We start from the raw sequence: 25,374 nt of genomic DNA, 5'->3' as shown, positions 1-25,374 counted from the left end.
GCAGTCAATATGGCGATCTATACTGGATATATCGCCGAGATGCACATTGAAAGCGGCGCCGCTGCGAATCATCCTGAAGGGGACACGCCTGAGAGGAGCTGCGGCATGCGCAAGATCGTCGTCATCGGGGCCGGCAAGATCGGCTCGACCGTCGCGGGCCTGCTGGCCGGCGGCGGCGACTACGAAGTGAAGGTCGTCGACAGGAGCGCCGAGGCGCTGAAGGGCCTGGACCCGCGCGTGCTGACGGCCGAGCTGGCCATCGACGACCCGACGGCGCTGACCCCTGCGCTGAAGGGCGCCTTCGCCGTGGTCAACGCCGCGCCCTACCAGCTGACCACGGTGGTGGCCCGGGCCGCCAAGACCGCCGGCGCGCACTACCTGGACCTGACCGAGGACGTGGCCGCCAGCCGCGTGGTCCGCGACCTGGCCAAGGACGCCAAGACCGCCTTCATCCCGCAATGCGGCCTGGCGCCCGGCTTCATCACCATCGCCGCCTGGGACCTGTGCAAGCACTTCGAGGAGTTGCACGACGTGCGCCTGCGGGTGGGCGCCCTGCCGCGCTATCCGTCCAACGCGCTGAACTACAACCTCACCTGGTCGACCGACGGGGTGATCAACGAATACTGCGAGCCCTGCGAGGCGATCGTCGAAGGCAAGCTGCGCGAGGTTCCGGCCCTGGAGGAGTGCGAGGAGTTCGCCCTCGACGGCGTGACCTACGAGGCCTTCAACACCTCCGGCGGGCTGGGCACGCTCTGCCAGACCCTGGCCGGCAAGGTGCGCAACCTGAACTACCGCACCATCCGCTATCCGGGCCACGCGGCGATCATGAAGGCGCTCTTGAACGACCTGGGCCTGCGCAATCGCCGGCCGCTCTTGAAGGACATCCTGGAGAACGCGGTGCCCGCCACCCTGCAGGACGTGGTGATCGTCTTCGTGACCGTCAGTGGACTGAAGGATGGCCGGCTGATGCAGGAGACCTATGTCAACAAGATCTACGCCCAAGCGGTCGGCGGGGAGATGAAGAGCGCGATCCAGATCACCACCGCCGGCGCCGCGTGCGCGGTGCTGGACCTGCTGGCGACCGGCGCCCTGCCGCAGACGGGCTTCATCCGCCAGGAGGACATCGCGCTCAGCCTCGTCCTGGGCAACCGCTTCGGACGCTTCTACGCTGGCGACACCCAACAGCTTCCCGCCCTCGCCGCCGAGTAGCAAACAGATGACCGTACAGACCCCGATCGGCTCAGCGCGCGCTGAAGCCGCCGAAGTGCTTTCCCGCCTTGGCGTCCCCGACGCCCTGTGGACCGGAGGGGATCGCCCCGCGCGCTCGCCGATCACCGGCGAGGTGGTCGCCGAGGTGCATGACGCGACGCCGGCCGAGGTGGGAGCGGCGATCGAGGCCGCGCACGCCGCCTTCCTGACATGGCGGCTGGTCCCGGCGCCGCGGCGGGGCGAGCTGGTGCGCCTGCTGGGCGAGGAACTGCGCGCCGCCAAGGCCGACCTGGCCGCCCTGGTGACGCTGGAGGCCGGCAAGGTGGTCTCCGAGGCCCTGGGCGAAGTGCAGGAGATGATCGACATCTGCGACTATGCCGTGGGCCTGTCGCGCCAGCTGTTCGGCCTGACGCTGGCCACCGAGCGGCCGCAGCACCGGATGATGGAGACCTGGCATCCGCTGGGCGTGGTGGGCGTGATCTCAGCCTTCAACTTCCCGGTCGCGGTCTGGTCGTGGAACGCGGCCCTGGCCTTCATCTGCGGCGACCCGGTGGTCTGGAAGCCATCGGAGAAGACCCCGCTGACGGCGCTGGCCGTGCAGGCGCTGTTCGAGCGGGCGTGTGCGAAGTTCGCCAAATCGTCGCCAGAGGGGGCGCCCGCGAACCTGTCGGCCGTGGTGATCGGCGGCCGCGAGGTGGGCGAGGCGCTGGTCGACCATCCGAAGGTCCCGCTGGTCTCGGCCACCGGCTCGACGGCCATGGGCCGCGCGGTCGGCCCGCGGCTGGCTGCCCGTTTCGCGCGATCGCTCCTGGAGCTGGGCGGCAACAACGCCGCCATCGTCGCGCCCAACGCCGACCTGGACCTCACCCTGCGCGGCGTGGCCTTCGCGGCCATGGGCACGGCGGGCCAGCGCTGCACGACGCTGCGCCGGCTGTTCGTCCACGAGGCCGTCTACGACGCCTTCCTGCCCCGGCTGAAGGCGGCCTACGCCTCCGTCCCCATCGGCGACCCGCGCCAGGACGGGACCCTGGTCGGCCCGCTGATCGACCCGGCGGCGCTGGCGGGCCACCAGCGCGCCCTGGCCGACGCCAAGGCCGCCGGCGGGCGGGTCAGCGGCGGTGAGCGGGTGGCCGTCGCCGGCTGCGGCGAAGGCGTCTATGTGCGCCCCGCCCTGGTCGAGATGCCGCGCCTGGAAAAAGGCGGCCAGGCCGAGGTGGTCCGCCGCGAGACCTTCGCGCCGATCCTCTACGTCATGAAGTACACGGACATCGCCCAGGCGATCACCCTGCAGAACGACGCGCCGCAGGGGCTGTCGTCGTCGATCTTCACCAACGATGTGCGGGAGGCCGAGCTGTTCACCTCGGTCGGCGGCTCCGATTGCGGCATCGCCAATGTCAACATCGGCCCGTCGGGCGCAGAGATCGGCGGGGCGTTCGGCGGCGAGAAGGAGACCGGCGGCGGCCGCGAGGCCGGCTCGGACGCCTGGAAGGCCTATATGCGCCGCGCCACCAACACCGTGAACTACGGCGCGACCCTGCCGCTGGCCCAGGGCGTGACGTTCGACGTCTGAGGCGCAAGAAAAAGGCCTCCCCGCGTACGGGGAGGCCAGGATCGTCCGACCCCCGAGTCGTCTAGCGCTCGACCACGCCAGTCCCTTGCATGGGCGCGAGCTTGGCCAGGAAGCGATTCTGGTCGCGGAAGCCGATCTTCTCGTGGTCCATGGCCACCTGCAGGTGTTCGACGAGCGCGTTGAAGTCGGTGTTCTGCAGGCCCATGTCCTTATGCACGGCCTTCATGTCGCGGCCTGAATAGGTGCAGCCACCGCCCAGGATGTAGCAGAACTGCTCCTTCAGCGTGCGGCGCAGGCGCACCATGTCGTGGCTCTTGAAGATGTCGGAGATGCGCGGATCCGCCAGGCTGCGGTCCACCGTCTCGTCCACCACGTGGTCGACGCCGGCCTGTTCGTGGAAGGCCTTCCACATGCGGTCGCCTTCGAAGGGCGCGGTTCCGGCGTTGGCCTGGTCGTGCTTGTAGTCGGCGACCTCCTCCTCGCCCGGATATTGCGTGGACGGATGTTCGATCTTGAAGGCGGGCGGGTGGTCGGAGGCCGGCGCGGCGAGCGCAGCCATGGGGGCGATCGCAACCGATAGGGCACCGGCGAATATGAGAACCTTGATCATCCTAGAACCCCGCTTGCAGTGACAGATAGGCGCCGTTCTGATGCTTGAAGGTGGCGATCTCGCCCAGGTCGACGTAGGCGGCCGTGATCGAGAGCGTCTTGTTGATGGCGAAGGCGGCGAAGACCGTCGCCCAGTCGTCTTCCTTCAGGCCCAGGTTGTTGGGCTTGGTCCGATATTCGGCGCCGACCGCGAACCGCTTGGTGAGCAGCAGCGCCGCGGAGCCTTCGAACTCGGCGTGGTAGTCGTCGTTGTTCGGCCCGCCGAAACCCAGCAGGCCCGTCTGGTTGGCCTTGGTGGCGCGCACCGCGCCACTAAGCACCAGGCTCTCGTCGAGGTAGACCTTGGTGGCGGCCACGTACCAGTCGACGCCGGTGTCGTCCTTGCCGCCCAGCAGGCCGATCACCGCGCCTTGGTCGGCGCGCTTCACCTGCGCGCCCACCGCGACCTGCGGGACCCAACTGTCCTGAGTGTAGACGGCGTCGCCCAATAGTTTGACCTTTGCGCCGTACACGTCCTGGCCGAAGGTGAAGTTGCGCCCCAGGCCCAGCTTCAGGCCGGTCCCCTGGGTGTCGAACGCCTGGTGGGCGTAGCTGAGCTCGAGGCGGTCGTAGAAACCGACGGCCGCGCCCCAGGAGCGGAACTGGTAGTCCTTGAGCTGGATGCCCGTGGCGTGGACGTTGGCGCCGATCCCGTCGCGGGTCTCGTAGCCGGTGATCACCGCCCAGGTGGAGATGCCGCCGCCTGCGGCGCCCTCGATGTCACTAACGCCTTCGGTGAGAAGAAGTTTGCCGCTCGGGCGTAGATCAGATTCGGCCCGCGCGGCAGTTGCGCAAAGCAACATCCCGGCGCCCACCAGCACCGTGCGAAGTCGTTGCATCCTTTGAAGATCCCCAGCGGCCGCCTTTTGCGGTCTTTCCGAGAACACGGTACGCGGAAAATCTTTACATTGGTTCAATCGAACGGGATTAACCGGAAGACATGGCATCGAAAAACCTGCTCGCCGCGGTCATTGCTGTCGCAGGCGCGATCGCGGCGCCGGCGATCGCCGCGGACCTGAGCGTCACCGTGAAGGGTGAGGATGGCGCGCCCCTGCCCGACGCCGTGGTGCTGGTCCATCCGGCCGGCGGGGCCGGAATGGGCGGGCCGATCCACTATGCGTGGCCCGCGGTGATGACCCAGCAGAACATCAGCTTCAATCCCTATGTGCTGATCGTGCCGGTGGGCTCCACGGTCGCCTTCCCCAACAAGGACAAGGTGCGCCACCACGTCTATTCCTTCTCTTCGGCCAAGAAGTTCGAGCTCAAGCTCTACGGCCAGCAGGAGGAGCGAACGGTCACCTTCGACAAGGCCGGGATCGTGCCCCTGGGGTGCAACATCCACGACAGCATGATCGGCTACATCTTCGTGGCCGACACCCCGTTCGCCGCCAAGACCAATGCGGCGGGCATCGCCGAACTGCACGGCCTGCCGGGCAATGCGGGAACCCTGACCGTCTGGCATCCGGACATGAAGGCCAAGGCGCCGATCAACCAGCCACTGGCGGCCGGGGCCGGCGAGGCCGCCTTCACCCTGGAGCTGAAGCCGGTCTCCATGCGCCACAAGAAGGCCGGGGCCAGCATGACCATGTAGGACGCCGCGGGCCGCAGCGGCTCAGCCGTAGGCCCGGTTGCGGTCCTCGTCCGCCAGGAAGGACAGCAGGTCCTTCAGCGGCATCGGCCTGGCGATCAGATAGCCCTGCGCCACGTCGCAGCCCATGCCCGACAGCAGGGCGAAGCATTCGTTGGTCTCGACGCCTTCGGCGGTGACCTTCAGGCCCAGGCTGTGGGCCAGGTCGATGGTCGAGCGGACGATCAGCGCATCGCGCTGGCTGTCGGTGACGCCTTCGACCAGCGACTTGTCGATCTTCAGCTCCTGGCCGCGGATCTGCTTGAGGTAGGCCAGCGACGACAGGCCGGTGCCGAAGTCGTCGATCGAGATCTTGATCCCCGCCTCCACGAAGCGGTTGATCATCTTCAGCGCCAGGTCCGGGTTCTCGATGACCGCGGTCTCGGTGATCTCGATGGTGAGCCCGCCCGCAGCGCGCCGGGCTTCGGCCAGGGCGAAGTCGGCGAAATCGGGCTCGCCCAGGGTTCGGCCCGAGACGTTCACCGACATGTCGACCGCGTGGCCGGCTTCGGCCAGCTGCGCCTGGACGGCGATGGCGCGCTTGAACACCCATTCGGTCAGGGTGCGGATGTGGCCGGTCTCCTCGGCCATGGGGATGAACAGGTCGGGCGGCAGCATGCCGCGCGCCGGATGCTTCCAGCGCGACAGGGCCTCGACACCGGTCACCTTGCGCAGCCGCATGTCGAACTTCGGCTGGTAGAAGAGGTCGATGGCCCCGTCCTCCAGCCCCCTCAGCATGCCGCTCATCAGGGCCAGGTTGGCGGCCGGGTCGCCGTAGGCCTCGGCGTCGAAGAAGGCGACCTTGCGCTTGGCGCCGCGCGCCTGGTCCAGCGCGATATTGGCCTGTTCGATGGCCGGGCCGGTGCCGGCGCCCTTCTCGATCGGGGCCAAGCCCAGGTGCAGGGTCACGTCGATGGCGTCGCCGCCGACGTTCAGCGGCTGCTCCAGCGCCGCCATCAGCCGGGCGGCGTCATCGGCAGCGGCCGCCGGGTCGGGCGCGATGAACACGAAGCCCAGCACGTCGCTGCACACCCGCGCCACGCCGGACATCGGGGCCAGTTCCGCCAGGCGGGCGCCGATCATCCGCATGGCCTCGGCGGCGAGCTGGTAGCCGATCGCGCCGCGCAGGTGGTCGAAGCGGTGGATGCCGAGGGCCGCCACATAGACCTGGCCCCGCGGCAGGTCGGACTGGGCCTCCACCACTCGTTCCAGCGCCAGGCGGTTGGGCAGGCCGGTCTCGCCGTCGTGCAGGGCCAGGTGGGTGATCCGCCGTTCGCGGTCGCGGATCTCCGTGGCCATGGTGTTGAAGCTGCCGGCCAGGCGGCCGATCTCGTCATTGGTTTCGATGTCGACATGGGCCTCCTCGCCGCGCTCCAGGCGATGAGCCGCTTCGTCGAGCGCGCTGATCGGCCGCGTGATGCCGCGCGCCAGCGCCCAGGAGCCCCAGGCCACCACGCCCAGGCCCACGACGCCGGCCAGGGCGACCATGGCCAGCATCAGCTGGTAGGGCGCCAGCGCCAACGCCAGCGGATAGCGCAGCACCAGGGCCGCGGGCTGGGTCTTGGTGAGGGTCGGCAGGGGCTTGACCAGAGCCAGCGCCGCGCCGGCGCCGTCGTCGATCTCCTGCGGGGCGCCGAGTTTCTTGGCCGAGGCCCGGTCGATGAAGCCGGACAGCTTGGACTTGTCGGCGGCGCCGGTCCTGTCCTCGATCTGCCAGCCCTTCGGCCCGCGATGCGCCACGGCGGCCGAGAGCGGGATGGCCGAGAGCTTCTCGAGCGCGCTCATCTCGTCGCGATCGAGCTTCACCGCGAACACCAGCCAGCCGATCATGTCGGGCGAGAGCACCGGCGAGGCCATGATCTGGTAGGGCCGGCCGCCCAGGATCACCACGCCGGACGGGTCTTCGGCGTTGTCCAGCGCCTTCTGCAGGCCCGGGCCGTCGGCGCCCAGGGCCTGGGCGTCGTGGCCGGTGAAGCGGCCGTCCTCACCGACGATGAAGGCGGAATCGATGCCGAAGCGGGCCTTCAGGTTCTCCAGTTCGGAATCGATCGTGGGCGCGTCGTGGGTGGCCACCGCCTCGCGGAAACCGAAATCCTTGGAGAGCAGGTTCGCGCCCTCGCGCAATCGCTCCGAGCGCAGCGACCACACCCGGTCGAACACCGTGCCCGAGGCGGTAAGTTCCGCGCGCACCTGGCGCTGGGCGGCCTGGTTGATCGCGCCATAGACGCTCATGGAGACGAGCAGCAGCACCGCGCCGAACAGGGCGACATAGAGCACGGTCAGGCGGGTGCGGAGACGCGTAAACACGGGCGGTTGGCGGGCTTTCTGTCCGGGGGCGCCAAGGCGCAATCCAGCCGGTCTAGCGCGGGCTTGGTGAAAGCCCCGTAAACCACGGAGAGATTTTGGTTTCCGGTTTTCAACCCTCAGGCGAATTCGGGGGCGAATCTGGGGCGACTCGGGGGCGGCTCGGGGGCGAAAAGCATTCCCATTTGCCCTGGGAACGGGGGCTTGGCACAATTGCTGACATTGAAATTCCGACCGCGCGGCGCTTCCGCGCACCCGTTTTGAAAGCCCGTGACTTTGACAATTTCCAACTCGCTGCCGGCCGGCGCCCCTATTGAGCGTACAGGCGCAGACCCGTTCGCCTCGGTGGAGGCGCTGGTCGAGGGCCTGGGCAGCGTCGGCTACATCGCCTCGCGCCGGATCGCCACGGCGCTCTACATGGCCGTTCACCTGCAGAAGCCGATCCTGGTGGAAGGCTCGGCCGGCGTCGGCAAGACGGAACTGGCGCTGTCGACCGCCCGCCTGATCGCCAAGCCGCTGATCCGCATGCAGTGCTACGAGGGCCTGGACGAGTCCAAGGCGCTCTATGAGTGGAAGTACGGCAAGCAGCTGCTCTACACCCAGATCCTGAAGGACCGGATGGGCGCGACGCTGGGCGATGCGCCCAGCATGGACGCGGCCATGGACCGGCTGCACGGCATGGGCGACCTGTTCTTCTCCGAGCCCTTCCTTGAACCCCGGCCGCTGATGCAGGCGCTGCGCCAGGACGACGGCTGCGTGCTGCTGATCGACGAGATCGACAAGTCGGACGAGGCCTTCGAGGCCTTCCTGCTGGAGGTGCTGTCGGCCTATCAGGTCTCGGTGCCGGAGCTGGGCGTGATCGTCGCCAAGACGCCGCCGCTGGTGTTCCTGACCTCCAACAACGTCCGCGACCTGGGCGACGCGCTGAAGCGCCGCTGCCTGCACCTGCACATCCCGCTGCCGGAGCCGGCGCTGGAGGAGAAGATCGTCGCCACCCGCGTGCCGGGCATCGAGGCGGCGCTGACCGAAAAGCTGGTGGCCTTCGTCCAGGGCCTGCGCACCATCGACCTCAGGAAGGCGCCGTCGATCTCCGAGACCGTTGACTGGGCCCGCGCGCTGGTCCTGCTGCACGCCAAGGACCTGGACGCGGCCCTGGTGCGCGACACGCTCAACGTCATCCTGAAGTTCGAGCAGGACATCGCCGCGGTCGAACCCCAGATCGTCGAGCTGCTGGCCCGGAAATAGGCCGCGGGATGCAGCACACCCTGGAAGAGTTCCTGCGGGCGCTGCGGGCGGCGGACGTGAAGGTCTCGCCGGTGGAGGCGATCGATGCGGCGCGGACCGCCGCGGTGGTGGGCTACGCCGACCGGGAGCTGTTCAAGGACGCGCTCTGCGCCACCCTGGCCAAGTCCAAGGACGAGGTTGTCCGCTTCGACGAGACCTTCGAGACCTTCTTCGCCCGCGACAGCTTCAGCCTGCCGCCGCCCGAAGACGGCGAGACCGACCGCGAGCCGCAAGGCGGCGACGACGCGACGGGCGTGGCGGACTCGCCGCTCGCCCAGATGCTGCTGGCCGGCGACGCGACCGGCGTGGCCCAGGCCATGGAACAGGCCGCGGCGCAGGCGGGCGTCTCGGAGATCCGGCTGTCCACCCAGAGGAGCCGGCTGACCCGCAAGCTGCTGGACCAGATGGGCCTGGCGGAAATCGAGCAGATCATCGCGGGCGCCAAGCGGCTGCAGACCCACGCGGGCAATCGGTTGGCGCTGCGGCTCGACGTGGCGCGCAAGGCGCTGATGGCCGAGGCCCAGGCCTATGTGGAGCGCGCCCACGACCTCTATGCCGCCGGCTCCGGCGCCAAGCTGCGCGAGGAGATGCTGGCCAAGAAGGCGCTGAACGCCGACGGCGGCATCGACCCCGTGGACCTGGCCATGATGCAGGCGCTGGTCAAGCGGATGGCCAAGCGGCTGGCCGACCGCTATTCGCGCCGCCGCCACACCGCCAACCGCGGCCACCTCGACGTGCGCAAGACGCTGCGCAAATCCATGGCCCACGACGGCATTCCGTTCGACATCGAGTGGAAGATCAAGAAGGTCGACAAGCCGTCGATCGTGGCGATCTGCGACGTCTCCAAGTCGGTGGCCGCCGCCGCCCAGTTCCTGCTCACCTTCCTCTATGCGCTGAACGAGGTGGTGGACCGGCTCGACGCCTTCGCCTTTTCCGGCCGGCTGATCCCGGTGAACGCCATCCTCGACGAGAACGGCGTCGAGGGCGCGATCCTGAAGGTGCTCTCGACCATCGGCTTCCAGCAGACCGACTACGGCCAGGCGCTGGAGGACTTCGTCGACAACCACATCGACCGGGTCGACCGCCACACCACCGTGATTTTCCTAGGGGACGGCCGCTCCAATTTCGCCGACCCGCGCCTGGACCTGATGCACCTGATCCAGCAGCGGGCCCGCGCCGTGATCTGGCTGAACCCGGAGCCGGAGAGCTACTGGGGCCAGGGCGACAGCGTCATGTACCGCTACCAGCGGTTCACCCACGTGGCGAAGACCTGCAACACCCTGGGCCAGCTCGAGCGGATCGTGGAAGATGTTCTGCGGACCTACTCGGCGCACTGACTACCAGCTGTCCACCCACTTCAGCTTCTTCTCCGTGCGCGACGGCGTGGGCGGCAGGGCCTTCAGGCCGCCCATGATCCAGCGGCGGGTGTCGGCGGGGTCGATGACGTCATCCAGGGCGGGATAGGCGCCGCGGGCCATGGCCTTGCCGTTGGCATAGGCGGCGGCGACCATCTCGTCGAACTTGGCCTTGCGCGCCGCGGGGTCTTCGATGGCGGCGAGTTCGTTGCGGTAGCCGAGCTTGACCGAGCCCTCCAGGCCCATGCCGCCGAACTCGCCGGTGGGCCAGGAAACGCAGAACATCGCCGCCTGGTAGCTGCCGCCGGTCATGGCGATCGCGCCCAGGCCGTAGCTCTTGCGCAGGATCACCGAGAAGATCGGCACCGTCAGGTTGGCCCCGATCACGAACAGCCGCGAGCAATGGCGGATCAGGCCGGTCTTCTCCGCCTCCGGCCCGACCATGTTGCCGGGCGTGTCGGAGAGCGACAGCACGGGGATGTCGAAGGCCTCGCAGAGCTGCAGGAAGCGGGCGGCCTTGTCCGAGGCGTCGGAATCGATCGCGCCGCCCAGGTGCATCGGATTGTTGGCGAAGACGCCCATGGGGCGGCCCTCGACGCGGATCAGGGCGGTGACCATGGCCAAGCCGAACTTCGGCCGCAGCTCCAGCACCGAGCCTTCGTCGGCGATCAGTTCGATCACCTTGCGGATGTCATAGACCCGCAGCCGGTTCTCCGGGATCGCGCGGCGCAGCAGGCGCTGGTCGGCGCACGACCAGTCGGCCAGCGGGCCCTGGAAATAGGCGAGGTACTGCTTGGCCACCTGCACGGCCTCAGCCTCATCCTCCACCAGGATGTCGATGGTGCCGTTGGCCTGCATGACCTTGATCGGGCCGATCTCCTCCGGCCGGAAGACGCCAAGGCCGCCGCCCTCCACCATGGCCGGGCCGCCCATGCCGAGCGCCGAGTCCTTGGTGGCGATGATCACGTCGCAGCAGCCGAGGATGGCGGCGTTGCCGGCGAAGCAGCGGCCGGAGTTGACCCCCACCAGCGGCACCGTTCCCGACAGCTTGCCCCAGAACTCGAAGCCGCGGGTGAAGCCGCCGCCCTCGGTGTCGCCGGGCCGCCCGCCGCCGCCCTCGGTGAAGAACACGGTGGGCGTCTTCCAGCGGTGGATCAGCTCGCTCATCCGGTCGAGCTTCCAATGGTTGTTCGACCCCTGGGTGCCGGCGAGCACCGTGTAGTCGTAGCTGAGCACCGCCGTGCGCGCCCGGTCCTCGGCGAACCGGTCGCCGTTCACGGATGCCCAGCCCATGATCATGCCGTCGGCCGGCGTGGTCCTGACCAGCTCGTCCAGGGCATGGCGGCGGCGGCGCGCGGCCACCACCAGCGGCCCGTACTCCACGAAGCTGCCGGGGTCGACCAGGTCCTCGACGTTCTCGCGCGCCGTGCGCTGGCCGGTCTTGCGCCGTCGCGCCACCGCCTCGGGCCGGGCGGCGTCGAGGGCCAGTTCGTGGCGGGCCATGAGCTCGGCCAGGTCCGGGCGGATGAAGTCCAGGTCGACCGCTTCCTCGCCGGCGTGGGCTCCGCCCGCCACCTCGGCCTCCTCGATGAAGGCCAGGGGATGGCCTTCGAACACCGTCTCGCCGGCCTGCGCCGTCACCTGGCGTACGACGCCGGAGACGTCGGCGGCGATCACATGCTCCATCTTCATGGATTCCATGATCATCAGCGGCTGGCCGGCGCGGACCTGGTCGCCCTCCGCCACCGAAATCGAAATCACCGTGCCCTGCAGCGGCGCGCGCAGCGCCCGGGTCCCTTCCGGCCCCTCCGGCTCGGCGTCTTCCTCCGTAGGCTGATCTTTGACTTCCTTGCCCAGGACCAGGACAGCCAGGGGGTCGACCGCGTCGATCTGGTAGCCCACCTGGCCGCGGCCGCCGGCGGGTTTGCCGGCCGCCTCGAAGTAGAGCTTGGGATGCGCCCCGCCGGCCGCCAGCAGCTCGGCCATGTGCGCCTCGATGAAGCGGGTGTGGACCTGGCCCGCCGCCACCTCCGGCCGCGCCAGCAGGTGCTGCAGGAAGCCGATGTTGGTGGCCGCGCCTTCGATGCGGAATTCGCCGAGCGCGCGGTAGGCCTTGGCGACGGCCCGCTCCAGCCCGCCGGCGCCGGCATGGACGATCAGCTTGGCGAGCAGGCTGTCGAACCGCGCCGAGGTGCGGTATCCGGCATAGCCGAAGCTGTCGACGCGCACGCCAGGCCCGGACGGCGGCTCGAAGGCGCTGAGCGTCCCGCCTGCCGGCTTGGCCGAGCCGTCGGGGGCCATGGTCTCCAGGTTCACCCGCACCTGCACGGCATGGCCGCGCGGCGGGGGGACCTGCGGCTGGGTGAGGCCGAGGTCGCCCAGCGACCGGCCGGCGGCCACCGCGATCTGCAGGCGGACGAGGTCGAGGCCGGTGACCTCCTCGGTGACGGTGTGCTCCACCTGCAGCCGCGCGTTGCCCTCGATGAAGACGAAGTCGTCGCCCCCGTCACCGTCAGGAGAGACCAGGAACTCCATGGTCCCCAGGCTGCGGTAGCCGGCGCCCTCGGCCAGGGCCACGGCGGCGGCGAACAGGCGCTCGCGCAGCGACATCGGCAGGACATCGGCCGGCGCGATCTCCACCAGCTTCTGGCGCTGGCGCTGCAGGGAGCATTCGCGGTCCCAGAGATGGACCGCCGCGCGCCCGTCGCCCAGCACCTGCACCTCGATGTGCCGCGCGTGCGGCAGGAAGCGTTCGACGTAGAGGTCGCCGTTGCCGAACGCCGCGCGGGCCTCCGAGGCGCAGCGCTCGAAGGCGGCGGGCAGATCGTCTGCAGACGTCACCGGGCGCATGCCGCGCCCACCGCCGCCGGCCACCGCCTTGACCATCACCGCGCCGTGGCCCTCGCCCTCCAGGAAGGCCTGGGCGTCCTTGAGCGTGGTCGGGCCGTTCGTCCCGGCCAGCACCGGCACGGAGAGCGCCTGGGCCAGGGTCCGGGCCCGGCCCTTGTCGCCGAACAGCTCCAGCGCCTGCGGATCCGGCCCGACGAAGGTGAGGCCGGCCGCGGCGCAGGCCCGCGCGAAGGCGGCGTTCTCCGACAGGAAGCCGTAGCCCGGATGGACCGCGTCGCAGCCGGCGGCCTTGGCGGCTTCGACCACCTGGGCGATGTCGAGATAGGCGCCCGGGCCCGAGCCCTTCAGGCCGACGGCTTCATCGGCCTTCTTGGTATGCAGGGAAGCGGCGTCGTCCTGCGAGAACACCGCGACGGTAGCGATCCCCATCTCGGCGGCGGTGCGCGCGATGCGCACGGCGATCTCTCCCCGATTGGCGATCAGCAGCTTGCGCACCGTGGGCCGTCCCCCGTCGTCGATTGGACGGTCCGTCGCCGCCTGGGCAGCATTGTGCAAACCTGGGCCGCCCCATCAACCGCTCATCCCCGCGCAAGCGGGTTCAACCCCTCACAGGCGCCGATGATTTCCGGGGATCAGGTCTTCAGCTGGCTGGTATCGATCGGGAGCGAGCGGATGCGCTTGCCGGTGGCGGCGAAGATGGCGTTGGTCAGCGCCGGCAGCACCGGCGGCAGGGCCGGTTCGCCGAGGCCGGTGGGATCATGGTCGGTGATCACGAACTGCACCTCCACCGGCGGGGCCGCGGCCATGCGCAAGAGCGGATAGTCGCCGAAGTTGCTCTGCTTGGCCGCGCCGTCGACGATGGTCACCTTCTGATAGAGGGCGTGGCTCAGGCCTTCGATCGCGCCCCCCTGCACCTGGTTGTAGGCGCCCATGGGATTGACGATCTGGCGGCCCACGTCGGCGGCCACCCAGACCTTGTCGACCTTCACCGCCCCGCTCTTGGCGACCGTGGCCTGCACCACCTCGGCGAAATAGCCGGCGTGGCTGAAGTGGAAGGCGACGCCCATGCCGGTTCCGGCCGGCAGCCTGGCGCGGTCCTTCCAGTTGGACATCTTCTCGACGGCGGCCAGCACGCCCTGCATGCGTCCGGCGTTGTAGGCGCCCTGCCCTTCGCCCACCATCGGCTTGTCGCCCAGCAGTTGCTTGCGGAAGGCCAGCGGGTCGGCGCCCGCCGCATGCGCCAGCTCGTCGATATAGGACTGAATGGCGAAGGCGATGCCGTTGGAGCCCGGCGCACGCATCGGCCCGGTCGGCACGCCCAGCGGCATCATCGACTGGTCGAGCTGGAAGTTGGCGAGGAACCGCGAGGGGAATTCGGTCGGCGCGATATTGGCGCTGGAGGCCGTGCGCTCGCCCTCGCCGAAGGTCACGAAGTGGTCCTTCCAGGCGACGACATTGCCCTTGGCGTCCACGCCGCCGGAGAAGAAGTGGTAGCCGGCGGGGCGGTAGAAGTCGTGATGGATGTCGTCTTCGCGCGTCCAGAGCAGCTTGACCGGCGCGCCCGCCTCGCGGGCGATCCAGGCGGCTTCGACCATGTAGTCGTTCGAAAGCCGGCGGCCGAAGCCGCCGCCGCAGCGGGTCATGTGGACGACGATGTCGTCCGGCTTCATGCCCAGCGTCTTGGCCACCAGCTGGCGGCCGGGCTCCGGGTTCTGGCTGGGCGCCCAGATCTCCAGCTTGCCGTCCTTGAACCAGGCGGTGGTGTTCTGCGGCTCCAGCGGCGCGTGCGCCAGGAACGGATAGAAGTAGGCGGCCTCGACCTTCTTGGCCGCGCCGGCCATGGTGGCGTCCGGATCGCCGTCCTTGCGCAGGGTCTTCTGCGCCGGGGCGGCGGCCAGCGTCTTGGCCGTCTCGTCGAACAGGGCCGAGCTCTGCTTGGCGGTCGGATGGTCGGCCCACTTGGTCTTCAGGACGTTGCGGCCCTTGCGCGCCTGCCACCAGCTGTCGGCGACCACGGCGACGCCGGGCAGCAGGCCGGCGAGGTCGGCCCCGCCATCGACCACGAACACCTTCTTCACGCCCTTCACGGCGCGGGCGGCGTCGACGTCGGCCGAGGCCACCTTGGCGCCATAGACCGGCGCCTTCTCGTAGGTGGCGTAGAGCATGCCCGGCAGGCGGACATCGATGCCGAACAGCGGCTGTCCGGTGACGATCTTCTTGGTGTCGTACTGCGGCTTCGGCTTGCCGATGATCTTGTAGTCCTTGGGATTCTTCAGCGGCACCGTCTTGGGGTCTGGCGCCGCGATCCCGGCGCACTGGCCGGCCAGGGAGCCATAGGTCGCCTTGCGCCCGGTGGAGACGTGGATCACGTGGCCGGAGTCGGTCTTGCACTCGCCAGACGGGCAGTTCCAGGCCGTGGCCGCGGCGTTGACCAGCATGGCCCGGGCCACCGCGCCGACCCGGCGCAGGTCGGTCCAGTTCAGGGGCGTGGCGGTGCTGCCGCCCGCGAACTGGCGGCTGTAGAGCTTGGGGTCGTTGTCCGCCTGTTCGATGCGGACGTTCTCCCAGGCCACGTCCAGCTCCTCGGCGATCATCATCGGCAGGCTGGTCTTCACGCCCTGCCCGATCTCCGGGTTCTTGGCCATGATCGTCACCACGCCGCTGGGCGCGATGCGGACATAGGCGTTCAGCGCCTGGCTGCCCGCGGCTTCCGCCGCCTCGGCCTTGGGGGCGATCCTGAAGGCCAGCACGAGGCTCCCGGAAACCACCGAGGCCCTGAGGAAATCGCGCCGCGAGGCGCCGGTTAGTTGCATGGTCATGGCGTTACGCCTTCACGGCTTGGCCAGAGGCCTTTTTGATCGCGGCCCGGATGCGGGTGTAGGTGGCGCAGCGGCAGATGTTGGTCATCGCCTGGTCGATGTCGGCGTCGGTGGGCTTCGGCGTCTTCGCGAGCAGCGCCGTGGCCGCCATGATCTGGCCGGGCTGGCAATAGCCGCACTGGGCCACGTCCAGCTCCATCCAGGCGGCCTGGACCTTCTTGCCGATCGGATGGTTCTCCATCGCCTCGATGGTGGTCACCTGGGCGGCGCCCACGGCCGAGACGGGGAAGACGCAGCTGCGGGTGGGTTTGCCGTTGATGTGTACGGTGCAGGCGCCGCACTGGGCCACCCCACAGCCGAACTTCGGCCCGGTGATCCCCAGGGTGTCGCGCAGCGTCCAGAGAAGCGGGGTGTCCGGATCGACGTCGGCTTCCAGGACCTTGCCGTTGACGTTGAGCTTGTAGGCCATGACGTCTCTCCGTTGCGCCGCGCCGGAAAGTACCGCTGTGCAGGCCACGGCGGCAAGAAAACTCCGTTATGAATCAGGACTGCCGAACGGCCGGGAACTCGATCCGGGCGTGGAAACCGTCGGGGTCGAAGGCCGGGGTCACCTCGCCGCCCTGGGGCCTCAGGACCTGTTGCAGCAGGCGCGCGCCGAAGCCGGGCTTGTTGGGCGCAGACACAGCCGGCCCGCCGCTCTCGCGCCAGGCATAGGCGACGCGGCCCTCCGGCGCGTCCTCCAGGGTCACCGCCACCCGGCCGCCCTGGGCGGAGAAGGCGCCGTACTTCACCGCATTGGTCGCCAGCTCATGCAGCAGCAGGCCCATGCCGATCGCCATGTCGCCGCGCAGGGTCACCGTCTCCAGCCCGGGGTCCATGTCGACCCGCGCCCGGCCGAAGGGAGTGAGCGCCTTGCCGATCACATCGCCCAGCGGCACCGGCTTGCCGCCCGAGGCGGTCACCAGGTCCTGGGAATCGGCCATGGCCTGCAGGCGGGCCATGATCAGCTCCAGGAAACCCTCCACCGTCTCCTGGCCGCGGGCGGTCTGGCTGACGATGGCCATCAGGATGGCGATGCCGTTCTTCGCCCGGTGCGCCAGTTCGCCCATCAAGAGGCTGCGGCGCTCCTCGGCGACCTTGCGTTCGGTGACGTCGAGCGAGGTGCCGACCACCAGCCGGGCCTTGCCCTCGGCGTCGCGGCCGATGTGGCCGTGGGCGGAGATCCAGCGCGTCACGCCGCCCGGCGTCACCACCCGGTGCTCGAAGGCGTATTCGCCGCCGCCCTGCGGCGCGTCGCGGGCTTCGAGGAAGCCGGCCCGGACCCGCTCGCGGTCCTCGGGATGCACCAGTTCCAGATAGCGCGGCACGCTGATCGGCTCATCGGCGGTGAGGCCGTAGAGGGCGCGGTTGCGCTCCGACCAGACGACCTTGCCGGCGTCGATGTCCCACTCCCAGAAGCCGAGGCCGGTGGCCTCCACGGCCACCTGCAGGCGACGGCGCTGCTCGATCAGCTCGGCGGCCATCTCGCGCCGCTCGGTGACGTCGATCTCCAGCCCGTCCCACAGCAGGACGCCGTCCGGCTGCGGCCTGGGCAGGGCGGCGAAGCGGCGCCAGCGAACCTGCTCGTCGGCGCCCAGCATGGCGACCTCGACGTCGAACGGCTTCAGTGCGGCCCGGGCCTGGGCTTCCGCCGCGTCGAAGGCGGCGCGGTGCTCGGGCAGGATGCGGTCGAAGATCAGGGCCGCGTCGCGCATGGCCGCCTCGCCCTCGACCCCGTTCAGGCCCAGGCAGCGCGGCCCGGCGAAGACGAAACGCAGCGCGCCCTGGGCGTCGGCCTGCAGCACGAAGGCCATCCCGAGCGCCGTCGCGTCCACGGCCGATCGCACGATCGGATCGCCGCCGCCCAAGTCTTCGATCGAGGCGTTCACGTCCGCCAGCTTCGCCATCCCAACGCGCGCGGTAACTTCTCGCGGTGTCGCGGGCGTCACAAGGCCAGAAGAACTATGGTTTCCGAAGCGCCGGACGTGGGGGGTGCGACGTTTGGCCTCGCAGGTTTACGGGCGCGGAAGCACCGCGACGGCGTCCGGAATCTGGTTCGGATTGTCGTTCGGATCGGCGGGGAACTTCTCCGCCAGCACCTCGCCGCAGAGCCGCACGGCGGCCTCGAAACCGGCCTCCACGCGCCCATGCTTCAGGCCCTCGGTGAGCGCCGCCATGGCCTTGTCCCAGACGTGCGGGCCCACATGGTCGTGGATGCCGTCGTCGGCGATCAGCTCGGCCATCCGCTCCGCCAGCGAGACGTAGATCATCACCCCGGTCCGCTCACGGGTGAGGTGCAGGTTCTTGGCGAAGAACTGCTCATGAGCGCGGCGGCGCACGCGCAGGCGCTTCAGGTGCTTGGGCGTCAGCGCCATGCGCACCGAGGGGATCGAGGCGAACAGGCCGACCACGGCGAACAGCACGCCCTGGAGGACGATCGCGCCGACCAGCGCGCGGCGCACGGCGATCTCGATGGCCGAGGAGACATCCGAGGCGCTCCAGGTGGCGAAGAGGTCGGGAAGGGTCACGTGCACGCCGGCCACTAGCAGCAGCGCCGGGCCCAGCAGGGCCACGCCCGCCGCCCAGGCGATCGCCGTCTCGCCGTAGTGCGAGCTTTCCTCGGTCACCACGCAGTAGATCTCGCCGGAGGTCTTCGCCTCGGCCTCGCGGACGGCCGCCTCGATGGCCGCAAGCTCTTCGGGGGTCAGCGTCTTCATCACCAGCTCCCCGAACTGCCGCCGCCGCCGAACGAGCCGCCGCCGCCGGAGAAGCCTCCGCCGCCGCCGCCGCCCCAGCCGCCACCGCCTCCGCCCCAACCGCCGCCGCGGCCGCCGCCCAGGAACAGGAACGGCAGCCACCACAGCCCGCCGCCGCCGCGGCGCAGCAGGGCCGAGATCACCCAGAAGACGATCAGGATGATGACGAAGACCGGCACATGCGGGCGCACGTCTCGCGCGCCATAGGCCGGCGCCGGCGGCGCGGCCTCGGCCTGGGCGACCTGGGCCTTGGCCTGGTCCTCCGGCAGGGAGAGCTGGGCGATCAGGGCCTCGGTCCCGTCGACCACGCCCTGCTCCATATGGCCGGCCTTGAACTGCGGCAGGACCTTGCGTTGCAGGATGACGCTGGTGAGCGCGTCGGTCAGCACCGGCTCCAGGCCGTAGCCGACCTCGATGCGCACCTTGTGCTCGTTGGGGGCGACCAGCAGGATCGCCCCGTCGTTGACGCCCTTGCGGCCGAGCTGCCAGGCGCGGCCGAGCTGGTAGCCGTAGTCCTCGATCTCATTGCCCTGCAGGTCGGGCACGGTGGCGACCACCACCTGGTGGCCGGTCTGCTGCTCGAGGCCCGCCAGTTCGCCTGTGAGTTTTTCTACCGCCGCCGGCGACAGGATGTGGGCGTCGTCCACCACCCGGCCCGTGAGCGGCGGGAATTTCGGCGTCGCCGCCGTGGCCGCCGTCGCCAGGAAGACGAAGGCGAAGAGCGCGGCGAAGACGGCGCGGAGCCGGCTCCCCACGCGCTCCTCCCCCGCATGCGGGGGAGGTGGCCCGAAGGGCCGGAGGGGGCGAGCGGATCGCAAGACCCCCTCCGTCAGCTCCGCTGACACCTCCCCCGTCGTCTTCGCGACAGGGGAGGAGCTGAGGCTGAGGATCACCTATTTGCTCGGCGGCGAGGGCGGCGCGCTGCCGGGAGCGGCGCCGGGCGGCGGTGCGGCGGGCGCCGTGCCGGCGGGCGGCGGCGGCGCGCTGGTGTCGAAGCTGACGCTGGGCGCGCCCTGGGCCGCGGCGCTGGCGGTGAACAGCTGCATCGGCTTGGCGTCCGAGTGCAGGCTCTTCGCCCACAGGATCTGCGGGAAGGTCACCAGGGTCGTGTTGTAGTCCTGGACGGCCTGGTTGTAGTCGCGCCGCGCGATCGCGATGCGGTTCTCGGTGCCCTCGAGCTGGCTCTGCAGCGCCATGAAGTTCTCGTTCGACTTCAGCTCCGGATACTTCTCCTGGATCAGCATCAGCCGGCCAAGCACGCCCGACAGCTTGTCCTGCGCCTGCTGATAGGCCTGGAACTGGGCGGGGTTGGAGATGGTCGAGGCGTCGACCTTCACCTGGGTCGCCGAGGCGCGGGCCTCGGTGACTTCCACCAGGGTCCGCTGTTCCTGGGTGGCGTAGCCCTTCACGGTGGCCACCAGGTTGGGGATCAGGTCGCTGCGGCGCTGATACTGGTTCTGCACCTCGGCCCAGGCGGTCTGGGCGGCCACCTGCTTGGTGGGGATGGCGTTGTAGCCGCAGGCGGCGAGGGTGAATGACGCGGCGACGATCAGGACGGCGCGCGCAAGGCGGGTCGTAAGGCGGGTCACGTTCGGTCTAGGCTCCCCCGGAAGCTCATGTGCGAGCTCGGTCATACACCGATATTTGGCCCCGCCGTTGATCCGGCGCAACGTGATCGGGCATGACAGTTCCGTAAGGCGATAGATTTTCCCGGGAGATCGCATGGCGCAGACGCGCCCCTACTATGCCGAAAAGGGCCTGAGCGCGGCCTTCTACGACACGGTGACCGCCGCCGACCGCCGGCTCGAGGGCGACCTGGACGTCTATGCGCGCCTGGCCCCGCCCGGCGGGACCATCCTGGAGCTGGGGGTGGGCACCGGCCGGCTCGCCATCGCCCTCGCCGAAAAGGGCTTCCGGGTGACCGGCGTGGATATCGCGCCCGCCATGCTGGCCCAGGCGCAGGCCAAGCTGGCGGAGCTGCCGTCGCATGTCGCCGGCCGGATCGAACTGAAGCGCGGCGACATGACCGCGATCGACCTCGGCCGGACCTTCGACCTGGTGATCTGCCCCTATTTCACCCTGGCCCACGTGCCGCGCGGCATGGCCTGGAAGAACACCTTCCTGACCGCCGCCAAGCACCTGAAGCCGGGCGGGCTGGCGGCCTTCCACCTGCCGCTCGCCGAGATCATGCGCCTGCCGGGCCCCGACAATCCGGAGGCTCCCGTTCTGGACGAGCCGACGCCCAGCGGCGGGCGGCTGCAACTCTTCGTCCTGCAGCGGGAGTTCCGCGAGGAGGTGGGCCGCCTCGACCAGGTGCTGGAATATGTCGAGCTGGACGCGCGCGGCGGCGTGCTGCGCCGCTCCGCCGAGCGGCTGACCTACTATCTGACCGACCCGGAGCCCCTGGCCGCGCCCGCCGGCCTGGCCGTCGATCGCGAGCCCGTGCCGCTGGGCGGGGTGGGCGAAATCCACGTGTTCCTGAAGGCCTAGGAGCCTACTTCGGCCGGCGCTCGCAGTAGGCCTTGAGGTCGGCCAGGTACTCCGGATTGTGGGCCTTGAAGAAGCCGTAGAGGGCGTCGAAGGCCGCCCCGTCACGATACCCCACCTGCGACAGCGCCACCTCGGTCTCGCCGCCGCCCACCGGCTTCAGCTCCATGACGATGGCCAGCTGCGGATAGACCTCATGCCCCGGCGGGCCGACCGGCGCCGGCTGGTTCTGGAAGGTGATCAGCCGCTGCGGCACATAGGACGTGATCTTCTGCTTCAGGTTCGACGGATCGCCCGGCCTGCCCTTGGGGTCGAACGATACCTCGATCAGCCCGCCCACCCGGAAGTCGATGAAGCTGACCGGCGCGGCCCAGGCGCGATAGGCGCCCTGGTCGGTGAGCGCCTTCCAGACAACGGCGGCGGGCGCCTTGATCCGCACCGTGTCCTGCAGCAGGCGCGCCCCGGTCGGCTCGACGCTGGAGGTGTCGCGCACCGCGGCCAGGTCGGCCTTGGTCGCCTGGGCGTGGGCGGCGGTCGTCGCGATCGTCAGGGCTGTCGCGGCGAGGGCCAGAAGGCGCCTCAACGCCAGGCCCCCAGAATCGCCCCGATGATCGTGAACTGCAGGGTCGCGTAGCCGCCGTTGATCAGGGCCAGGGATAGCGGGCGCCGCTCGAAGACGTAGGTCAGCGCCAGACCCGTCGCGACCCAGCCGAGGCCGGCCGCGAAGCCCGCGCCCACGCCGAACATGAGGGTCACGTCCGGGCCCAGGAACATGGCGAAGACCGCCGACTGGACCAGGGCCAGGATGAAGGCGATGGCGAACATCACCGGCCGCGATCCGCTTTTCATCTGCTCGTCGCTGACCCCGGCGGCGGCCTGCCAGGGCTTGGCGAACAGGCCCGAGTACCAGGCGCCGCCGAGCACGAAGCTCGCCGCCGCCGCGGCCAGGACGGCCAACCAGTTCACATGTGGCATGTCTGAAGTCCCCCCTTTGATGATCCGGATCAGGCCGCCGCCATTCAAGCGGCCATCTGGGCGCGCTCGGCGAGCAGGTCGAGGTGGCGGCGAAGCTCGGCGATGTTGCGGTCGAAATAGGCGATGTCGCGATGGGTCCGCGCCTGCATGACGCCGCCCTCCATGGCGGTCAGGATAAACTCGGCCAGGGCCGCGACGTCGGTCCCGCGGGGCAACCTGGTTCCCGCCGCCTCCAGGCAGCCGCCGATGGCGCGGGTCCAGGCGTTGAAGTTCTGGGCCAGCAGGGCGCGCACCGGCGGGTCCGGCTCATGCAGCTCCAGCGCCAGGCTGCCGATCGGGCAACCGTAGACGCACTCGCTTTCCAGCAGCGCGCCGCGATAGCGGTCCATCAGGGCGAAGATCCGCGCGATAGGATCATCCACCCCCTGCCAGGCGGGTTCCAGCAGCATCCGGTGGATGCCGTCGCGATAGAGCTCCAGCACGCCCAGCAGCACGTCCTGCTTGCCGGGGAAGAAGTGATAGAGGCTGCCGGAGTTCGCCTGGCTGCGGCTCAGGATGTCGGCGATCGAGGTCGAGCCGTAGCCCTTCTCCGAGAACAGCTCCATCGCCGCGATGAGGATGCGCAGGCGCGTGTCGATCGGCATGGAGAGTCCTTGGTTGATCGCTCCATCAAGACTCCGCTTGAACGATCAGTCAAGCGTAGCGGGCGGCTCCGGCCGCGGCCCGCTCTTCCACCAGGCGAAGAGCGCGAAGACCACGATCTCCGCGCCGACGGCCAGCACGCGGCCCGGCAGCGTCAGCTGGACGCCGCCCAGGCCCAGCTCGGCCTTCAGATGGGCCAGGCCCTCGGCGGCGCTCGGCGGATGCGCCTGCGACGGATCGCTGGTCAGGACCACGGTGGCGGCCAGCAGGACGACGAAGACCAGCAGCGAGAGCCAGCCCTTGGCGTTCGCCGGTGTGTAGCCGACGCCGATGGCCTTGGGCCGGAACCATGGATCGCCCATGCTTGATCCTCCTGACGCGAGCCGGAGCGTACAGGCGGCGGCGGACGACGTCCCGCCCGAACCGCGCATTCTGAATAACAGCGATCCGCCACTGACCGCTGTTACGGAATCATGACAGCCTTGGCGAAGTGCCGAAATCCCCCCGCATGGGACTCGTGGCGGGATGGGCAGGTGCCGCGTGAGCCGCCGATCATGGACCTGAGCGCCCAAGGCTGGGACACCGCCACGGCCCTGAACCGGGGCCTGCGGCTGCATGCCGAAGGCCGGCCCGCCGAGGCGGAAGCCATCTACCGCGAGGTCCTGGCGCACGAGCCGGACCATCCGCGCGCGCTGGGCATGCTGGCGCTGATCCTGGCCGACGGGCCGGACCCGGCGACCGCCGAGGCGGCGTTGCGCCGCCACCTGACGCTGGAGCCCAGAAGCGCGTCCAGCCTGCTGGCGCTGGGGCGGCTGCGCGCGGCGGCCGGCGACGACCTGGAGGCCGCCGACCTGCTGGGCCGCGCCGCCGCGCAGCGCCCCGACCTCTCGCCGATCCACAACGACCTGGGCGTCGCCCTGTTCGAGCTCGCCCGCCACGAGGACGCGCTCGCCGCCTTCGACCGGGCGGTGGCCGCCGACCCCGACCACGCGCCCTCGCACGCCAACCGGGCCCGCACCCTGGTCGCCCTGAAGCGCCTGGCCGAGGCGGAGGCGCCGGCGCGCCAGGCGCTGCGGCTGGGCGGCGCCGACGCCGACGGCGTGGAGCGGCTGGCGGCGATCCTCGACGGCCTCAAGCGGCCGGACGAGGCGACCGCGCTGCGCGACGCGCTCTCCCGCCGCGCCGGCCTGCAGATGAGCGGGCGGACCGATCCCGGCGCGCCAGTGGTGCTGATGCTGGGCGCGGTGGGCGGCGGCCACGTGCCCACCCGCTACCTGCTCGACACCGAGACCTTCGCCGTGGGCTCGCTCTCCCTGCTCTCGCCGGCCCAGGCCGACGCCCCTCTGGGGGCGGTGACGCACGCGCAGCTGGCGGCGGCCGAGGTGGTGTTCTGCGCGCTGGGCGACATCGACCGCGACCGCTTCGGCCAGCTGGCCACCGCCGAGGCCCTGCTGGCCGAGCTCGGCAAGCCGGTGCTGAACCCGCCGGCCCGCATCCGCCAGACCGGCCGGGAGAACGCCGCGGTGCTGTTCGACGGCGTCGACGGCCTGGTGGCGCCGCCGGTGACACGGGCCTCGCCGGCCGAGCTCGCGGCCCTGCCGCTCACCGCGCCGATGCTGGTCCGCCCGGCCGGCGACCACGGCGGCGAGAACCTGGTCCTGCTGCGCAACCCGGCCGACCGCGCCGCCTATCTCGCGAGCGAGCCGCCCGAGCGGCTGCTGGTCACGCCCTACGTGGAGACCCGCTCGCCCGACGGCTTCTGGCGCAAGTACCGGCTGATCTTCGTGGGCGGCGAGGTGTTCGCCTTCCACCTGGCGATCACCGAGGACTGGCTGGCCCACTACTGGCGCGCCCATCCGGCCCAGCATGCCTGGAAGCGGGCGGAGGAGGCGGAATTCCTGGCCGACTGGCGCGCGGTGTTCGGGCCCCGGCGCACGGGGGCGGTGCAGGCGGTCTGCGACCGCCTCGGCCTCGACTACGGCGGGATCGATTGCGCGATCACCGGCGATGAAGAGAGAGGCGACGACCAGGTGGTGCTGTTCGAGGCCAACGCCTGCGTGCTGCTGCACCTGGACGAGCCGGCGGCGATGTTCCCCTACAAGCACCGCCACGTGCCGCCGATCCGCAAGGCCTTCAGCCGCCTGCTGCTGAGCCGGGCGGGACGGCCTAGCTAGCCCCGGGGGCCGGGAATCATCTGAATGTAGGCGGACGCTCTCATGGGCGCTTCCCGCCTTAAATCTCACGATAGATGCGGGCCTTCCGGCCTCGGAAAGGCAAATTGGCCGCCATGAGATCTATGGCTCGGTCTGACCGAAGGGACGATCAGCCATGACCTCGGCTGGCGACCCTATACGGACGTCGCGGCAGGCGCCTGGGCTCGCCCTATTTCTGTCTCTTGTGCCTGTTGTGGCAGGACGTGCAGGTGTCGCCGAGATCGTTGGCGGCCTTGGCGAAGGCTGCGGCGTCTTCTTTGCCGGCAGCGTTTTCGGCATCGTCCGACAGCCTGGCGAAGTCGGCGGCGGACTTTGTCCAGACGTCCCCCGGTTGCTTCTGCGGACCATTGAGATTGCTTGCAGCCTTTTTCAGAATCTGGGTGGCCAAGAGAGCCTGCTCCCATCGTTCCTGGGAGACCTTCAAGCCGGGGCCATTGACGGGGTCTACTTCGCCGGCCAGCGCAAAGACCGTATTGCTCGCGGGGTCCACCAGAGCCTGCATCTCGTCCGTCACGCTCATGAGGACCGCAGCGACCGAGCTGCCCGCGATGCAGAGGCTCGCGGCGACGGTGAAGGCAAGCATACGCATCGGGGAG

Annotated in this window: 22 protein-coding genes; 7 read left to right on the top strand and 15 right to left on the bottom strand. The window is 69.9% G+C overall.

Annotated features, from left to right (window positions below):
• Positions 1–105 precede the first annotated feature (105 nt).
• Together VGL85_RS11520 and VGL85_RS11515 are read left to right on the top strand one after the other, a co-directional pair.
• A complete protein-coding gene (locus tag VGL85_RS11520) occupies positions 106–1,209 on the top strand; it encodes a saccharopine dehydrogenase family protein (RefSeq protein ID WP_331589083.1) in 1,104 nt (367 codons plus the stop codon).
• Positions 1,210–1,216: 7 nt separating this feature from the next.
• A complete protein-coding gene (locus tag VGL85_RS11515; protein WP_331589082.1) occupies positions 1,217–2,779 on the top strand; it encodes an aldehyde dehydrogenase family protein in 1,563 nt (520 codons plus the stop codon).
• A gap of 61 nt (positions 2,780–2,840) precedes the next feature.
• Here VGL85_RS11515 and VGL85_RS11510 read toward each other — a convergent pair whose 3' ends face one another.
• Both VGL85_RS11510 and VGL85_RS11505 read right to left on the bottom strand, forming a co-directional pair.
• Complete coding sequence (locus VGL85_RS11510) at positions 2,841–3,338, bottom strand: group 1 truncated hemoglobin (RefSeq protein WP_331589081.1); 498 nt, start codon at positions 3,336–3,338, stop codon at positions 2,841–2,843.
• A gap of 52 nt (positions 3,339–3,390) precedes the next feature.
• A complete protein-coding gene (locus tag VGL85_RS11505) occupies positions 3,391–4,266 on the bottom strand; it encodes a DUF3034 family protein (RefSeq protein ID WP_331589080.1) in 876 nt (291 codons plus the stop codon).
• Positions 4,267–4,367: 101 nt separating this feature from the next.
• Between VGL85_RS11505 and VGL85_RS11500 the strand changes: the two genes are divergently transcribed.
• Positions 4,368–5,018: a methylamine utilization protein gene (locus VGL85_RS11500; RefSeq protein WP_331589079.1), complete on the top strand. Its 651-nt coding sequence runs from the start codon at positions 4,368–4,370 to the stop codon at positions 5,016–5,018.
• Positions 5,019–5,039: 21 nt separating this feature from the next.
• Here VGL85_RS11500 and VGL85_RS11495 read toward each other — a convergent pair whose 3' ends face one another.
• On the bottom strand, positions 5,040–7,361 hold the full coding sequence (locus VGL85_RS11495) for a putative bifunctional diguanylate cyclase/phosphodiesterase (protein ID WP_331589078.1): 2,322 nt from the start codon (positions 7,359–7,361) through the stop codon (positions 5,040–5,042).
• A gap of 267 nt (positions 7,362–7,628) precedes the next feature.
• Here VGL85_RS11495 and VGL85_RS11490 point away from each other — a divergent pair, with 267 nt between their 5' ends.
• Positions 7,629–8,603 carry a MoxR family ATPase gene (locus VGL85_RS11490; RefSeq protein WP_331589077.1) on the top strand — a complete coding sequence of 325 codons (975 nt, stop codon included), beginning with the start codon at positions 7,629–7,631 and terminating at the stop codon, positions 8,601–8,603.
• 8 nt (positions 8,604–8,611) lie between these two features.
• Entirely contained in the window at positions 8,612–9,979 is a 1,368-nt protein-coding gene (locus VGL85_RS11485; protein ID WP_331589076.1) for a VWA domain-containing protein, read from the top strand.
• Here VGL85_RS11485 and VGL85_RS11480 read toward each other — a convergent pair whose 3' ends face one another.
• From VGL85_RS11480 to VGL85_RS11450, 7 genes are all read right to left on the bottom strand, one after another.
• On the bottom strand, positions 9,980–13,342 hold the full coding sequence (locus VGL85_RS11480) for a carboxyl transferase domain-containing protein (RefSeq protein WP_331589075.1): 3,363 nt from the start codon (positions 13,340–13,342) through the stop codon (positions 9,980–9,982). It abuts the gene before it with no gap.
• A gap of 137 nt (positions 13,343–13,479) precedes the next feature.
• Positions 13,480–15,666 (bottom strand): xanthine dehydrogenase family protein molybdopterin-binding subunit, encoded by a 2,187-nt coding sequence (locus tag VGL85_RS11475; protein ID WP_331589074.1) that lies wholly within the window; start codon positions 15,664–15,666, stop codon positions 13,480–13,482.
• Between the two features lie 4 nt (positions 15,667–15,670).
• On the bottom strand, positions 15,671–16,135 hold the full coding sequence (locus VGL85_RS11470) for a (2Fe-2S)-binding protein (protein WP_331589073.1): 465 nt from the start codon (positions 16,133–16,135) through the stop codon (positions 15,671–15,673).
• Positions 16,136–16,208: 73 nt separating this feature from the next.
• Complete coding sequence (locus VGL85_RS11465) at positions 16,209–17,612, bottom strand: sensor histidine kinase (RefSeq protein ID WP_331589072.1); 1,404 nt, start codon at positions 17,610–17,612, stop codon at positions 16,209–16,211.
• A 108-nt stretch (positions 17,613–17,720) separates the two neighbouring features.
• Positions 17,721–18,422: a TPM domain-containing protein gene (locus VGL85_RS11460; RefSeq protein WP_331589071.1), complete on the bottom strand. Its 702-nt coding sequence runs from the start codon at positions 18,420–18,422 to the stop codon at positions 17,721–17,723.
• The gene (locus VGL85_RS11455; RefSeq protein WP_331589070.1) at positions 18,422–19,216 is read right to left on the bottom strand and encodes a TPM domain-containing protein; all 795 of its coding nucleotides are present in this window, start codon (positions 19,214–19,216) and stop codon (positions 18,422–18,424) included. Before VGL85_RS11455 ends, VGL85_RS11460 begins: the two co-directional genes overlap by 1 nt.
• A gap of 138 nt (positions 19,217–19,354) precedes the next feature.
• Positions 19,355–20,050, bottom strand: a complete 696-nt coding sequence (locus VGL85_RS11450) for a LemA family protein (RefSeq protein WP_331589069.1) — start codon at positions 20,048–20,050, stop codon at positions 19,355–19,357.
• A gap of 133 nt (positions 20,051–20,183) precedes the next feature.
• Here VGL85_RS11450 and VGL85_RS11445 point away from each other — a divergent pair, with 133 nt between their 5' ends.
• On the top strand, positions 20,184–20,951 hold the full coding sequence (locus VGL85_RS11445; protein WP_331589068.1) for a class I SAM-dependent methyltransferase: 768 nt from the start codon (positions 20,184–20,186) through the stop codon (positions 20,949–20,951).
• 4 nt (positions 20,952–20,955) lie between these two features.
• Here VGL85_RS11445 and VGL85_RS11440 read toward each other — a convergent pair whose 3' ends face one another.
• The 4 genes from VGL85_RS11440 to VGL85_RS11425 are packed head-to-tail and all read right to left on the bottom strand — an operon-like array spanning position 20,956 to position 22,927.
• On the bottom strand, positions 20,956–21,531 hold the full coding sequence (locus VGL85_RS11440; protein ID WP_331589067.1) for an SRPBCC domain-containing protein: 576 nt from the start codon (positions 21,529–21,531) through the stop codon (positions 20,956–20,958).
• Positions 21,528–21,923: a DUF1761 domain-containing protein gene (locus VGL85_RS11435; RefSeq protein WP_331589066.1), complete on the bottom strand. Its 396-nt coding sequence runs from the start codon at positions 21,921–21,923 to the stop codon at positions 21,528–21,530. Before VGL85_RS11435 ends, VGL85_RS11440 begins: the two co-directional genes overlap by 4 nt.
• A gap of 44 nt (positions 21,924–21,967) precedes the next feature.
• The gene (locus tag VGL85_RS11430; protein ID WP_331589065.1) at positions 21,968–22,567 is read right to left on the bottom strand and encodes a TetR/AcrR family transcriptional regulator; all 600 of its coding nucleotides are present in this window, start codon (positions 22,565–22,567) and stop codon (positions 21,968–21,970) included.
• Between the two features lie 45 nt (positions 22,568–22,612).
• The gene (locus VGL85_RS11425) at positions 22,613–22,927 is read right to left on the bottom strand and encodes a hypothetical protein (RefSeq protein WP_331589064.1); all 315 of its coding nucleotides are present in this window, start codon (positions 22,925–22,927) and stop codon (positions 22,613–22,615) included.
• 171 nt (positions 22,928–23,098) lie between these two features.
• Here VGL85_RS11425 and VGL85_RS11420 point away from each other — a divergent pair, with 171 nt between their 5' ends.
• Positions 23,099–24,739, top strand: a complete 1,641-nt coding sequence (locus VGL85_RS11420) for a tetratricopeptide repeat protein (protein WP_331589063.1) — start codon at positions 23,099–23,101, stop codon at positions 24,737–24,739.
• 208 nt (positions 24,740–24,947) lie between these two features.
• On the opposite strand, the gene VGL85_RS11415 is transcribed toward VGL85_RS11420, so the two are convergent.
• Positions 24,948–25,367 carry a hypothetical protein gene (locus tag VGL85_RS11415; protein ID WP_331589062.1) on the bottom strand — a complete coding sequence of 140 codons (420 nt, stop codon included), beginning with the start codon at positions 25,365–25,367 and terminating at the stop codon, positions 24,948–24,950.
• Positions 25,368–25,374: the final 7 nt, after the last annotated feature.

Origin of the sequence: Phenylobacterium sp. (assembly GCF_036501465.1) — a bacterium.
Taxonomy (GTDB): Bacteria; Pseudomonadota; Alphaproteobacteria; order Caulobacterales; family Caulobacteraceae; genus Phenylobacterium.
The sequence above is the reverse complement of the archived record's forward strand: the minus strand, read 5'-3'. Positions and strand labels throughout refer to the sequence as shown.

What these genes read in the sequence shown, in the direction of transcription:
- VGL85_RS11520 (WP_331589083.1), top strand. Translation starts at nt 106, where the DNA reads ATGCGCAAGATCGTCGTCATCGGGGCCGGCAAGATCGGCTCGACCGTC.
- VGL85_RS11515 (WP_331589082.1), top strand. Translation starts at nt 1,217, where the DNA reads ATGACCGTACAGACCCCGATCGGCTCAGCGCGCGCTGAAGCCGCCGAA.
- VGL85_RS11510 (WP_331589081.1), bottom strand. Translation starts at nt 3,338, where the DNA reads ATGGCTGCGCTCGCCGCGCCGGCCTCCGACCACCCGCCCGCCTTCAAG.
- VGL85_RS11505 (WP_331589080.1), bottom strand. Translation starts at nt 4,266, where the DNA reads ATGCAACGACTTCGCACGGTGCTGGTGGGCGCCGGGATGTTGCTTTGC.
- VGL85_RS11500 (WP_331589079.1), top strand. Translation starts at nt 4,368, where the DNA reads ATGGCATCGAAAAACCTGCTCGCCGCGGTCATTGCTGTCGCAGGCGCG.
- VGL85_RS11485 (WP_331589076.1), top strand. Translation starts at nt 8,612, where the DNA reads ATGCAGCACACCCTGGAAGAGTTCCTGCGGGCGCTGCGGGCGGCGGAC.
- VGL85_RS11475 (WP_331589074.1), bottom strand. Translation starts at nt 15,666, where the DNA reads ATGACCATGCAACTAACCGGCGCCTCGCGGCGCGATTTCCTCAGGGCC.
- VGL85_RS11470 (WP_331589073.1), bottom strand. Translation starts at nt 16,135, where the DNA reads ATGGCCTACAAGCTCAACGTCAACGGCAAGGTCCTGGAAGCCGACGTC.
- VGL85_RS11465 (WP_331589072.1), bottom strand. Translation starts at nt 17,612, where the DNA reads ATGGCGAAGCTGGCGGACGTGAACGCCTCGATCGAAGACTTGGGCGGC.
- VGL85_RS11460 (WP_331589071.1), bottom strand. Translation starts at nt 18,422, where the DNA reads ATGAAGACGCTGACCCCCGAAGAGCTTGCGGCCATCGAGGCGGCCGTC.
- VGL85_RS11445 (WP_331589068.1), top strand. Translation starts at nt 20,184, where the DNA reads ATGGCGCAGACGCGCCCCTACTATGCCGAAAAGGGCCTGAGCGCGGCC.
- VGL85_RS11435 (WP_331589066.1), bottom strand. Translation starts at nt 21,923, where the DNA reads ATGCCACATGTGAACTGGTTGGCCGTCCTGGCCGCGGCGGCGGCGAGC.
- VGL85_RS11430 (WP_331589065.1), bottom strand. Translation starts at nt 22,567, where the DNA reads ATGCCGATCGACACGCGCCTGCGCATCCTCATCGCGGCGATGGAGCTG.
- VGL85_RS11425 (WP_331589064.1), bottom strand. Translation starts at nt 22,927, where the DNA reads ATGGGCGATCCATGGTTCCGGCCCAAGGCCATCGGCGTCGGCTACACA.
- VGL85_RS11415 (WP_331589062.1), bottom strand. Translation starts at nt 25,367, where the DNA reads ATGCGTATGCTTGCCTTCACCGTCGCCGCGAGCCTCTGCATCGCGGGC.